Genomic DNA, 13326 nt, shown 5'->3' with positions numbered 1-13326 from the left:
AGTAACATAAATCGCCACAACCCTCGCAGTTAATGGCTTGTGGAGCTGGGTTACCTTTCATTTTAGACTTCATTTTCAACAATAGGCCTAGTTATTTCCTGTAAATCAGGTAGTTTGCGGTTACTAGCGAACTGATAAGTGCCGCTCAGATTAATGTTCTGCCATGCAACGGGTGATACTTGTCGAGTTATTGCTGCTTTTTCCTCGTCACCAACTTCTTCAAAGTGCAGTAATAGATGACTTAGGATCATCGAGTTAAAGTAGATAATAGCATTTGCCGTCAAACGGGCACACTCGTTCCAGACGACTATTTCTGATTCGTTTTTTCCACGGAACTGGTCACGATTGACCGATGCAATAGCTCGCCTGAGGAAATGCCAGGCTTCGCCTCGGTTCAGTGCTCGTTGAACATATTGGCGCAGACTTGCATCATCAATATAATCAAGTAAATATTGGGCTTTGATGAGCCTATTATATTCCGTTAATGCTTGTAATATAGGGTGTCTAGATGGATAACCAGATAATTTGCGTACTAGCAATGCCTGTGTTGTGCGTTTTTCTTGAAGGGATAACACAATACGCTGAATATCCTGCCAGCCTTCTTCAATCACATTCATTTTTATCGGCTTTTTCAGCGCCAGATGCGTGTTTCCGTCGTCGCTTTCAGTTACGTTAAATAGGTCATTGATCACACTGGTGAACTGAGCATACCTAGGCGCAAAACTATAACCGCATAAATCCAATAAGGCATAATTAACATGATTAACACCATGGGTGTCGGTTGAGAGGACATCTGGCTTAAGATCACTAGTATTAGATTGTAGTAAGTCGTAAATATAATGGGACTCATGCTCATTAGATCCTATGATACGGGCATTTAACGCACTATGATTGGCAACTAACGTCATGGCCGTAATACCTTTGTTGGTGCCGAAGTATTTCGAGGAGTAGCGAGTTTTAAAAGTCTCAAGGTGAGTTTCAAATTTTTGCCCATCGGTACTGGCGTGCAGGACGTCTTCTTGGATGTGATAGTGGCGGAAAATAGGGAGTGCCGCTACTGCGTTATTGATGATATCACTAGCCTCTTGCAAGGTTTCAGGCCTAATATAATTAGCTTGTATAGTGCTTAGATGCTCATAACTGCGATCAGATATTTGTGCCATCCCATATACGCCGCGATGTGTCGCATTCGCAATTAGAATAGCCAATAAATCATCCTGATTGGCGCCTACTTGTTTTTGTATTGGCAGCACGTGTGCGAAGCATTGCATAAAGTTGGTTTCTTGTTCAACATAACGCAACACATCAGCAATACTGACGGGGATCATTTGTTTAAAGAAAGGGTTGTTGACAAGTGATTGGGAGCCTTTAACTGGCAGTCGCCATCGTGTGCCACTTCGGCTCTTCATGATCACATTGCGGTTATCACCATTATCAATGTGACGAGCAACATCTTCTAGGGATGTTGTTAAGCGTATTTGTTTTACTTGCAGTAGCTTCTGAATCGGCTGCTTTAGCTTTTCCAATGTTGATGATGCCAATAGATCAGGCTGTATTGACGATGCAATTAAGTCGTCTTCTAGCGCACGATATTTAGTGACGTTTGATAAGTAAATTCGACCATTAAGCCGAGAAGCCAGTTGACGGTAAAGCAACCATTCGTATCGCTGTGGATGAACAACATCCTTGTTAATTAACCATGGACGATGTTTTTGTTGGATAAGTGTACTATCCATTGTTTGCAATGTATTACCTGCTAATAGTTCTGTTTTTGTGGTTTTGAGCTGGGTCACTAATGCTTCTGAGCCTTTACCTGCTTGGCATTCAAGACATAGAAACACGGGCCTTAATAACTGCTCAATTAACCCGTTTTGATCATCATAATATTGCCATTGATATTCTTCTACCGTGCGTTTTTGCTTTTTTAAGTACAGGCATAGCGTTTCTATATCTTGGTTATTCATTACACTTAATGCTTGTTGCCTAACCGTTGCAAATGGTTGATTATCGTCGATACTGTCATCAACAAACAGATGCAGTAATTCTGCGGCTTTGGTGACATTGTCTGCAGCTGACCTCCATGAGTCAAACACTGCCTGTTGGGCAAACGCATGCGCAGCTTCTTGTTGTTTACGGATATGATGAATAAACCCATCAGCCAATCGCTCTAGGCTTTGCCGTATGCGTTGAGTCAGAAAACACAGCAACCATAGGTGTTGCTGTGGACGCTTAAAGCGTTAGTTTACTGCCATAATAATCCACCATTTCACCGAAGTGTTGTTGGTTTTTAGACGATAAGGCTAAGCCCTTAACAGCATTATCAATCTGTCTTGTATAAGGCTGTAACTGATGATACACCGTCAGTTCTTTTTTTAGCTCTGTCACCATAACGCTTTTTGCACCGGCTCGAAGCTGGCTTAAGGAGAGCCCATCTTTGTCATCGATAATAGTATTTAGAAATCCGTGTAGTTCAGATGAAACATGAATACGAAGCTTATTATTTAACGCCTTCTTGACCTGTTGGATAACACGACTGATAAGCTTGTAAGACAGTATATTTAGGGATGGCAATTCTATGCGTTGCTAGATATTCAGCGGCTGCATCGAATAGATAACGAGGCTCAAGCCAAGCTTTGCCGACCATAACAAGATGTTCGTACAGCGGCGCAAAGTGCAGACTTTCGTCCCATTTCTGATAGTTTAATAACCTCAGTATTCTTTGATATATACGGTCACGCTGCATCTTATTAATGCTGAGGCCTGATCCCTTTGCCTCCTTGAACTTGCGTTGAAATAAACTGCATATCGTCAAAGATGAGGTTAAAGCTAGGTGAAAGAATCACAGGCTTAGACTTAAAAATACCCCTAATAACGCAATGAAATAGCATCGGTGGTTCCTTAGGCGAATACTTTTCAACTCTGTTAACTCGATCTCGTTTGGCGTAAAATACAATCGTTGTTGTTCAAGTGATAATAGCGGCGGAGAATATAGATCAAGCTGCTCAGCTTTGGTAAGAATTGATAGTTCGTTTTTTATAGCCATAGGAATTAAATTAAGTTTAAGGGGTTGTTAACCTCATAATTTGCCATACTTTGGAGAAGTAACCCACCTTTGTATGCCTTTAAATATGGTGAGTATGGCGATTTATGTTACTTTAGAGGGGAAAATCCCTAGAACCCCACAAAGCCGTACCCAAAGAGGCCAATGAGTTGAGAGTTATCGACTCTTCACGCCGTATTGAAGTCTTTGTCAGCCTCGGTAAACCATCAGAAATCAAAATGACAGGCAAAGGCATCGAATTAAACCCGGTTACGCATCCTAATGATCTGTATACCGGCGAAGAGGCGACAATGCAGTTCATGCTGAATGGCCAGCCAGTCAGCGGTGGTGATGTTGTTATTGTCAAAGATGGCGAGAAATATCGTAACGAGGCTAAAGCCATTAAAACCAGCACGGATAATGACGGAAATATCAATATCACATTTGAAGAGGCGGGCTTGTATTACCTGGAAATGGAATACAGTGACGAGAATGCCAAAGCCCCTGCTAAAGAGAGAAGTGCCAACTATTCAGCCGTGTTTGAAGTACAAGCACTGTAAGTTTTAGGGGTAATCCGGTACAGATGACTGTGCCGGATTACTGCATCAGTCTGAAACGATAACAATTGAGAGAAAACAGTACGCCAATTGAGCTGACTTATGAACAGATCAGGGAGTACCTGCAGGTAACCACACTATAACCTGCGTTCCTTGGTTTATTTGACTGTGTATATCGATTGTACCCTTGTGCAATTTGACAATTTCTTTGACGATACTCATACCCAAGCCACTTCCAGATACAGAGCGGGATGCGTCAGCCCGAAAGAAATGATCAAAAATCCGAGTCAGATTTTCTGGTGAAATACCAATCCCTTGATCAGCAATTTCCAGCCTGATTCCTGATTGTTCCTGACGGCGCTCCGTGGACACTTGAATGGCTATGTTGCTGCCTGCTTCAGAGTATTTTGCGGCGTTGGTTAGCAGGTTAATCAAAAGCTGTTGGATCTTGGTTTTGTCGCAATAAATTGCGAGTTCTTCCTGAGCGTCAACGCTAATGACATGATTTTCCAGAGCCAGACTTTGCACTTCAAGCACGTTGTTAATCAAATCCGAAAGCAAGTGTTTTTCTAACTCAAGTTCAGATGGGTGCTGCGCTTCAATTTTAGCTAAATCCAATAAATCATTGAGGATTTTGAGCATTCTGGCCGTTTCTTGATAAACCACGGATACCATGTTCTGCTCGTCATCTGGTTCAAACTGGTAATTAGCCATTAACTCGGCATAACCATATATAACGGCCAGTGGTGCCCGCAACTCATGAGCCGTCGTACACAAAAACTGTGTTTTGGTTTTTTCAAGGTGGTAACTACGAGTAATATCACGGAGGTGAATCAACCCGGCAATATTGTCATTATGGGCGTATTGAACGGTTTTTTCGATAACCATTGGCTGCGGGTTTGCAAGTAACACAATACATTTTAACGGTTCTGAAATGTTGTTATCAGGAGGCGTGCGGTCGATATTGAGCTGACTACCCGCTAACGCAATCTCATTTAAGAATTTTTCAAATATATGACGAGTGAATGGTCGTGGGGCTTGAAAATTATATGCCGCAACAAACTGGTCGAATAATTGATTGGTAACAGTAATGACACCGTCTTTATTGAAATATGCGACTGCATCAGGCAAGAGATCCAGAAAACCGCTGGAATTATGATTATCGTCGGTCAATATCGCTGAAAATTTTTCTGAAAAACTTTCTTCTACTAAAGATATTGAAGACGCTGCCGAAGAACGTGGGTTCATTTTATAAGCCTTTGCGGCATCCCGCCACCCAAAGTAAAACACCCATAAATTAATGATTTAGATGGTTAACCAATCATATCCATCTTTTTAAAATTTGACTCTAACCTATTTTGAATTTCTTCGCGAATTATTTTGAAGTCGACAGGTTTTTGCAGGTGTCTAATATTTTTTATATTCTCAATATTTTGATCAATATCGGCTTTGGCAAGGCCAGAAACAACAATGACTCGCATGCTGCTCAACAGGTTATTTTTAAGTAGTGTCGCGATGATTTGAAAGCCATCCACACTAGGTAGGGAGAGATCCAGAATAAGAATATGTGGCTGAATGAGGCCAATTTTTACCAAGCCATCATAACCATCTTGCGATAACGCCAGCTTGATCGGCAGTTCCCAGCTGTTGATGTTCATATTATAAAGATTGAGTAGCATCGGATCGTCTTCGATAATCAGTACCCGGCAGCTCTCACTATCCTCGATCACTTCAGCATCGACAGATTTCTTCGTTATTTGCCGGTCTTTGGCAAAAGCTTCTACAACCTGACGGTCAAAACGTCGGTGACCACCCGGTGTTTTCCAGGACTCCAATACACCCGATTCACACCACAACTGAATGGTTCTAGGCGTAACGCCTAATACCTGCGCGGTATCTTTGGTGGTGTAGATATCATTCGCCACGAGTTTATCCTTGTATTATTGTGCACAAGATATTAACTGAACATGGATATAGCGTCCAATGTATCACTGGACATCTACCATTGACGATTCGGTGGTGCATGGCCATCTATACTTTCTAATAAGCTGATAGGGCTAAATGGCTTCACAAAATAGGCATCAGCGCCAACCAGATCGCCAGCGACCAAATCCATTTTCTGTCCCTTGGCTGACAAGATTATGACGCGCGTGTCACGGATATTCGGATCAGATTTGATTTGAGCGCAGACATCCAGCCCGTTCAGATCCCCTGGCATCATAATATCCAACAGGATGACATCAGGCCGAATCTGTTTGATTAACTGCAAAGCTTCGATTGCATTTTCTGCTTCATGCAATTGATATTCGCTAAATGCCAAAGTCAACCGAACCAATTCGCGTAATTGCTGATTGTCATCGACGATAAGAACCGATTTAGTTTTCTTAGTCATGAGAATATCCTTTCTCTAACGACATTGTACCTTTGCCCATCGTGTCTAAAGAAATTTATGCATTTTTCCATTTACTGGGCACTTTGTTGCTAATTGACTGACACCACATTTCCGTGGTGATAAACAATCCCGATTTCGATAACAGTATCAGGCTACCCGAAAAATCATCCTTCGTGATTACTAAGGTATCACTAAAAAACACAAAATCAGAAATTATTTTAAATTAAATCGGAATATTTGCGATGCGTTTCGCATTTATGAAAAATAATATTTTACGAAAAACAGCTTTATTTTAGATTTAAATAAAATAAATCAACGGCTTACATATATAAAGAGCATTCTGCAGCAAGCTGTTTTAATTATTGACAATCACTTTGTCGAGCTTAAAATAAGAAAAAACAGAAACATATTGTTTTCGTTTTTCTGATTTAACTGGAGAGGAATGTCACTTATGGATAAATTATGGAAAGTTATGGTTTTGGCAGTCGCACTGACTGTCATCAGCGGGTGCTCAGGAAGCAGTAGTAAAAGTTTGAAGAATGCGTCTTCTGCTGACTCAACAACAAGCGAAGAAGGATCTGGCGATACGGCCTCAAATGATACTGAGGATCAAAATAATTCAACTGACACTGATTCTAACGATAATGCGTCAAATGACACTGATTCGGATATAGATATTGCTGACTCAGGCGATGACCTGATTAACGGCGGCGGTAATAACGGTGGCGGTAATAACGGTGGCGGTAATAACGGTGGCGGTAATAACGGTGGCGGTAATAACGGTGGCGGTAATAACGGTGGCGGTAATAACGGTGGCGGTAATAACGGTGGCGGTAATAACGGTGGCGGTAATAACGGTGGCGGTAATAACGGCGGCGGTGATAACGGCGGCGGTGATAACGGCGGCGGTGATAACGGCGGCGGTGATAACGGCGGCGGTGATAACGGCGGCGGTGATAACGGCGGCGGTGATAATCAGCAATCAACCAGTGCCATTGAAGGCGCTGTTCAAGATACCAGCAATACAGTGGGCGCTGCCGCGAATACCATTCAAGTGCTAGGCGCAACCATCAGTCAAACTGAAATGCCGATGATAGGCTCTGTCACCGATGGTGCAGGGAATATTGTGACGCACGCAGGTAATGGTGTTGGCACTTTATCCACCGGTTTGCATGATGGTTTGGGGAATATTTCAGAAAATGATAATGCCATTGGCACCACCCTTGGAGGGGTGACAGGTCTGATTTCAGATACGGGTAGAGTCGTTAGCGCTTCTGGGCAAACAGTTGCCGCACTCAATACAATGCCTGTTCTGGCACAGATCGATGAAAAAAGTGGTGTGCTGACTACCTTAGGCGGTACCGTCGATACGCTTGGCTTGGCAGTGACAGGCTTTGGTGATTATTTAACTTTGTCGGTGGTTGATGAAAACAGTAAGTTAGGTCAACTCTCAACCAAATTAACGGCTGTTGTTAGACCTGTCATCATTAATGTTGACGGCACAGTGAGAACAGTTGGTCAAGCGGTTGTCGTGACGCCTGCAGTGCTTGGCTTGGTTGGTAAAGTTGGCTCTGCCGTTGTCGTGCTAGGTGAGAAAATTGGCGGCATTGACAACATTGTACTTGCCGATGCAGGCGGTGTCGTTGAAGGGGTTGGTCACTTACTGGTTAATCTTGACGGTAATCTCACGACAGGTCCATCCGAAGGCGAAGGTCTGGAGTTAGTAGGTATCACGGATCTACTCGGTGAGAATGGGTTAAGTGATTTGCCGGGTGGTTTACTTGATTCTGATAACGATCTGTTATTAGGTTTAACTGAAAAGCTGGATGGTCTGACTGGTGGCGCCCTTGGCGATCAAGGTGGGCTAATAGATGGCATTACACAGCCCGGTAATGGTGAACTTGTCGCCAACATTGGTGATACCGTTGATGGCCTGACTTCAAGCTTATTACCAGGTGATAATGGCGGCATCATCAGTGGGGTTACGACAACCGTTGATGGCGTCACCGGCGGGCTGGCAAGTAATGTTACCGATGGATTAGACGAGGTAAGTAATGGCCTGGTTGGCGATGTAGTTGCCTCGGTTGACGACGTAACTAGCGGTCTGGTTGGTGGTCTGACCGGCGAACCTGGAACTGGCGATGGTTTTGGTGATGGTTTGGTTGGTCAAGTTGTTGATGGCGTCGATGATGTTGCCGGTGGCCTAGTGACTAATGTGGATGAAGGCACTGGTGGTGTGGTTGGTGATGTGGTCGCTGCCGTTGATGATGTGACTGGCGGTCTGGTTGGTGGTCTGACCGGCGAGCCTGGAACCGGTGATGGTTTTGGTGACGGTTTGGTCGGGCAAGTTGTTGACGGTGTCGACGATGTTGCCGGTGGCTTAGTCGGTGACATAGATGACGGTACCGGAGGCATCGTTGGCGACGTTGTAGGTACCGTTGATGACGTGACTGGCGGTTTAGTTGGCGGTCTGAATGATGAGCCAGGTACCGGCGATGGTTTTGGTGATGGCCTAGTTGGTGAAGTCGTTGGTGGTGTCGACGATGTTACCGGCGGCTTAGTCGGTGACATAGATGAAGGTACCGGTGGCGTTGTTGACGACGTTGTCGGCACAGTCGATGGCATTCTTGGCGGTGGTCAAGGTGGAGATGAAGGTGGCAATTCAGGCGGCCTATTAAATGGATTGACTGGTGGATTATTTTAAGAAAAATCGGTTATCCTGAAACGGAAAAAACGGCAGTCATGATTTCATGACTGCCGCACTCCGATAAAAAAGGGATATTTTTAGATCATGATTAAAAAAAAATGGACGGTGGCTGTAAGTGTAATGAGTGCAATGGTTTTAATGGGAGGAGGCCAATCGGTAAGCGCTAATGAGCCACCTCTAATCGTAGATGAACCTTTTCAAAAAACACCTGAAATTTCTCCTAGCGAATCTGAATTACCCTCTGTTCCGTCCGAATCTGAATCAGTCAAAACAAACGCACCAGCGCAAGTTATCAATGATGTAAATATCATTGGCGGTACCGTATTTGACCTCGAAACATTATCTGAGTGGTTACAGCCCATTATCGGTAAGACGGCACAACGCGATCTGTTACTTCAAGTTGTTAATAAAATCACCACGGCCTATGTTCAAGCCGGTTATCCGTTGTCTTATGCCGCAATCCCACCCGGGCAGGATCTAACCAAGGGGCGGCTTTCCCTCGTGTTGGTTGAGGGTTATTTAGCCCGATCTGAAATTGACGTTGAAGAAGACCATATTCAAAAAAGAATCGAACGATATGTTACGCAGTTAATGGCAGAAAAACCGTTAACGCGTAAAACTTTCGAACGTTACACGGCATTAATTGAGTCGACGCCGGGTTATCAATTTCGAATTAAAGTGCCACGGCCTCAATCGGCGAGCGGTGCGACAACGATTCGTGTTGAGCAAACGAAAAAGAAGCGATATAAAACAGGTGTTGCATTAGACACTGCAGGTGACGAACCCAACCGTTTGTTGGGTTCTTTAACATTAAATTCGATGACATCGCATGCTGATCAGTTAACCCTGAGCGGTTTGATTCCGAATGACACAATTGATCGTTTCTATTCGGTTAATTACGCACAACACCTTAATTCTCATGGCTTGAAACTCAATATGATGATGAGCCACTTTAAAACGGATAACGATGATCGTTTTTTTGTTTCCGATATTCCTGTTGATTTTGTCGAAAATAAGACACGTAACCAGTTCAATATTGGTTTAAGTTATCCAATCGAATTACAAAAGAAATATTCATGGTGGGTCGGTGGAAAGCTGCATCACCTTGATGAAGAGGCAGACTATGATTTGAATGTTGCTTCAACCACATCAGAAATAAATAAGGATTTAACTTACTCTTCGCTGGAAGCTTTCAGCAATATGCAATTCAATAGTCCCAAAAGTGTGACGTTATGGCAATTCAGTGTTCGTCAAGGCGTTGATCTGGGTGCCAATGAAAATCGACTGATACAAGCCGGCAGCAGCAGACGTGGTGTTGAAGATCTTCACTTTACCACGCTATCAACAACCGTCTTCTGGCGTTACCGGTTTGCACCCAAATGGCAACTCCAAAGTCGTTTACATGGTCATTGGTCGGATGATTCGTTACCATCGGCAGAGCAGGCGAGATATGGTAGTACACGTTATGCACGCGGTTATTCGGAAGGTCAGGCTCAAGGTGACCGAGGCTATGCTGGTGAAGTCGAACTTAGATATTTGCATAATCTAAATACGCGGTTTCTCAAGCAAGTTCAGCCTTATATTATTCTAGATACAGCCCATACTGAATTACGCTCAGGTGGCGCGAGACGATCATTATCTTCAGCAACAGTAGGGATAGAGCTTTCTGATAACGATCATTACGGTATCAATCTTGAATATTCATTACCTACCGGGGATAGACCAATCGACTCTGACGACCGAAGTGCTATTTTTAACTTACGCTTTCGGTGGCAGCTTTAAACAAAAAAATAAATGAATTTAACGAGATGTCAGAGAGTTATATGAAACGAATCGTCAGTTTTATTCTGCTTGGACTTTTATCATGCCAGGTGATGGCAGAGTCTGAGATTTATAATGTTGGCATTGAGCCAAGTGACGATGCCATGATATTGGCACAAACCTGGATTCCACTTTTAAAAACCATGTCGTCAAAAATGGATGCCGAATTCAGGTTTCGAACAGCCAAAAACATCGTCGACTTTAATCAGCATATTAAAGAATCAAAATTAGACTTTATCATTGCCTCTGAATACCTCACCTCGGTTTTTTACACTAAATATGATGTTACCCCGCTAGTTAAATTTTCGTATAAGAATGAAAAATCCCGATGTTTACTCATTTTCAATAAAAAGTTTGTTGGCTCAGAAAAAGTAGTCAGCGTTGGCATTGCTCGGCAGCAAAACAATGTCGATAGCAAATCGGTTTTTGATCATTTATCGAACAAAGGCAGTGCCTATTTTCTGCAAACATACCAAAATACTGAGGATGTAATTAAAGCGGTGAGAGAGGGGCTCAGTCAGTATGGCGTCGTACAATTTGAAAATGCTATGCAGGCAAGTGAGATCAGAAACTTAGGTCTCGAAGTTGAAATGATAGATGAAAATGATTACTCGCGGTATTTTTCGGTAGCGAAGAATGTCGATGATATGCTTAAAGAAAAAATCGCCTCCGTTTTGATTACAATGCCTGAAGTCAGCATCGTACTTGAATCTATGGGCATTATTAAAAGTGAGCTAATTAATAATGACTAACATAAGGTTTTTATTTATTCATAACTGTTGCTAGCAATGAGTGCCATTTTTTCAGTCATCAGATCGTCCTTCATTTATAAGCTTTCGGCTCTGATTGTTTTTATATTTGTTTTGATTATGGCTTCGCTCTTTCTGTTTAATATTTCGGTATTAGAGCGTGCTTTTCTGACTGAATATGATAATTACACCAGCAATATAGAGCGTTTTGTCAGTGGCAGTGTCTTACCCCATGTTGTGCAAGGTGACCTTGATTCAGTTAAGAATCTTGTTGATGGTATGTCGGATCTGGATATTATTCATCAGGTCTATGTGTATTCTTATGATGAACTCATTTATAAAAAATATAAAAATGTTCACTACACAGACGAAGGATTATTGATACAAGATTTTGAGTTTCAGCCGCTATTTGTTGAACTCAAAGTACATGGTGAGACTGTTGCTTCGGCAAAAGTGAACTTACTCTTAAAAGAGCGACTTGAGCGGCTAACCCAGATCGAGGTAGGGCTGTTGCTAGCGACCATTATCGCGATGCTACTTTTCATTCTGTTCTTTTTTATTTTTCTGCACAGCATCAAGCGTAAATTGGCAAAGATTGAACAAGCCACACGCAGCATCAGTCGCAATCAAATACCGGAGTTCTTGCCTGTGTCTGGCGATGATGAGTTTGCGCATACAGCAAGTGCATTTAACGAAATGCTTTGGCAGCTTCGAGAAAAATATGTCGCGATGGATATGTCGCCGGACGGTATTTTAATCGTTAATGCGGGTTTACGAATCACCTATATTAATGATGCCTTGACGCGTTTTTTTGGCATTGAAACAACAGAACTTGAAAGCATTACGTTTGAACAACTGACCACAGCATTTCATCAGCAAATTAATGCCAAAGAATCAGAGATAAACAGTCTTAAATCTCAGTTTGAATCTGCAACAATTGTGTTGAATGGTAAAAAGCCTGTGATATTGCGTTGTCATAAAAAACGCCATGAAGTGTTTTCCAAGTCTGGCTACTCTACCGTTTTCTACTTTATCGATGTTAGCCATGAAACCGAGGTAGAGCGACTGAAAACAGATTTTTTGAATATTGCCGCTCACGAGTTGCGGACGCCACTAGCCGGTATTTTAGGTTTTAGTGAGCTTTTACTTAATTATCAATATGACGAACAGCAAACACGCGATATTTTGGAGCGTATTCACCAACAGTCAGTACTATTGTCAACAATTACTGATGACTTACTCGATCTGGGCAAAATCCAGTCTCAAAATAATAGCTTTGTTGAGGCCGTAGATGGCGATTTAGCGAGTATTCTGGATAGTTGCTGTGAGCAAATTAAAATCATGGCACAACCTAAATCAATTCAGTTATCAGCAACGTATCCATCTGAGATTCCGGCAAAATTTGATCCTGAGAAGATGCGCCGCGTGATTATCAACTTGTTATCAAACGCTATTAAGTACTCGGGTGTGCGATCCAAAATAAGATTGAGTTATCTCCCTCCAGAATTCAGTCGAAATTGGCATGAAATTATTATTTCTGATGAAGGGGTAGGGATGAATAAAGAGCAATTGAGCCATCTTGGTGAGAAGTTTTATCGCGCTGATAATTCAGGAAATGTCCCAGGGACGGGCTTGGGTGTGTCAATTAGTAAACAAATTATGGCTTTGCATGGTGGTGATATTATTTTTCAAAGCGCGGTGGGGATGGGCACAACCGCAACTATCCGCTTGCCAACTATCTCAGATTGGCCGACCCTCAATGGCGTAACTGGGTAAGACTATGGCGTCAGAAACAAAAAAGCCCCAAGCTATTTATGGCTTGGGGCTTATTTTTGGCGGAGGGACAGGGATTCGAACCCTGGATGGTCGTTAAACCATGCCGGTTTTCAAGACCGGTGCATTCAACCGCTCTGCCATCCCTCCAAGACGCGAAATGATACTAGGAACGCCTTGCAGTGACAACCTATAACGCGAAATTAATTGTCTGTGAGTTTATATTTGTTATTTAGAACTAATCCGGTACGATATTAGTCTGAAATATATGTTAAATCATCAATCTG

General features: G+C 42.7%; 9 protein-coding genes, 1 tRNA gene and 2 pseudogenes. 5 read left to right on the top strand and 7 right to left on the bottom strand.

Features of this window, described 5'->3' with window-relative positions; translation table 11 throughout:
* Positions 1-62: 62 nt before the first annotated feature.
* From Q7C_RS00340 to Q7C_RS14030, 3 genes and pseudogenes are all read right to left on the bottom strand, one after another.
* A complete protein-coding gene (locus Q7C_RS00340; protein ID WP_014702707.1) occupies positions 63-2207 on the bottom strand; it encodes a Tn3 family transposase in 2145 nt (714 codons plus the stop codon).
* Between the two features lie 22 nt (positions 2208-2229).
* Positions 2230-2571: a hypothetical protein gene (locus Q7C_RS14035; protein ID WP_420795009.1), complete on the bottom strand. Its 342-nt coding sequence runs from the start codon at positions 2569-2571 to the stop codon at positions 2230-2232.
* Positions 2498-3043 (bottom strand): annotated as a pseudogene (locus Q7C_RS14030) (DUF4158 domain-containing protein). The gene Q7C_RS14035 and the pseudogene Q7C_RS14030 overlap by 74 nt, the downstream one beginning before the upstream one ends.
* 149 nt (positions 3044-3192) lie before the next feature.
* Here Q7C_RS14030 and Q7C_RS00325 point away from each other — a divergent pair.
* A pseudogene (locus tag Q7C_RS00325) lies at positions 3193-3600 on the top strand (DUF4198 domain-containing protein); the annotation flags it as partial.
* Between the two features lie 108 nt (positions 3601-3708).
* Here the strand turns inward: Q7C_RS00325 and Q7C_RS00320 are convergent.
* The 3 genes from Q7C_RS00320 to Q7C_RS00310 all read right to left on the bottom strand — a co-directional run bounded on the left by Q7C_RS00320 (position 3709) and on the right by Q7C_RS00310 (position 5989).
* The gene (locus Q7C_RS00320; RefSeq protein ID WP_014702705.1) at positions 3709-4845 is read right to left on the bottom strand and encodes a sensor histidine kinase; all 1137 of its coding nucleotides are present in this window, start codon (positions 4843-4845) and stop codon (positions 3709-3711) included.
* A gap of 65 nt (positions 4846-4910) precedes the next feature.
* Complete coding sequence (locus tag Q7C_RS00315; protein ID WP_014702704.1) at positions 4911-5522, bottom strand: response regulator; 612 nt, start codon at positions 5520-5522, stop codon at positions 4911-4913.
* A 74-nt stretch (positions 5523-5596) separates the two neighbouring features.
* On the bottom strand, positions 5597-5989 hold the full coding sequence (locus Q7C_RS00310; RefSeq protein WP_014702703.1) for a response regulator transcription factor: 393 nt from the start codon (positions 5987-5989) through the stop codon (positions 5597-5599).
* Positions 5990-6440: 451 nt separating this feature from the next.
* Between Q7C_RS00310 and Q7C_RS00305 the strand changes: the two genes are divergently transcribed.
* From Q7C_RS00305 to Q7C_RS00290, 4 genes are all read left to right on the top strand, one after another.
* A complete protein-coding gene (locus Q7C_RS00305) occupies positions 6441-8693 on the top strand; it encodes a collagen-like triple helix repeat-containing protein (RefSeq protein WP_014702702.1) in 2253 nt (750 codons plus the stop codon).
* Positions 8694-8816: 123 nt separating this feature from the next.
* Positions 8817-10478, top strand: coding sequence for a ShlB/FhaC/HecB family hemolysin secretion/activation protein (locus Q7C_RS00300; RefSeq protein WP_014702701.1), 1662 nt, complete (start codon positions 8817-8819; stop codon positions 10476-10478).
* A gap of 41 nt (positions 10479-10519) precedes the next feature.
* Positions 10520-11269 (top strand): PhnD/SsuA/transferrin family substrate-binding protein, encoded by a 750-nt coding sequence (locus Q7C_RS00295; protein ID WP_014702700.1) that lies wholly within the window; start codon positions 10520-10522, stop codon positions 11267-11269.
* 117 nt (positions 11270-11386) lie between these two features.
* The gene (locus tag Q7C_RS00290) at positions 11387-13042 is read left to right on the top strand and encodes an ATP-binding protein (protein ID WP_014702699.1); all 1656 of its coding nucleotides are present in this window, start codon (positions 11387-11389) and stop codon (positions 13040-13042) included.
* A gap of 57 nt (positions 13043-13099) precedes the next feature.
* On the opposite strand, the gene Q7C_RS00285 is transcribed toward Q7C_RS00290, so the two are convergent.
* Positions 13100-13189 (bottom strand) — tRNA-Ser (locus Q7C_RS00285).
* Between the last annotated feature and the right edge of the window lie 137 nt (positions 13190-13326).

The sequence above is a fragment of the Methylophaga frappieri genome, assembly GCF_000260965.1.
In the GTDB taxonomy this organism is placed as follows: domain Bacteria; phylum Pseudomonadota; class Gammaproteobacteria; order Nitrosococcales; family Methylophagaceae; genus Methylophaga; species Methylophaga frappieri.
The sequence above is the reverse complement of the archived record's forward strand: the minus strand, read 5'-3'. Positions and strand labels throughout refer to the sequence as shown.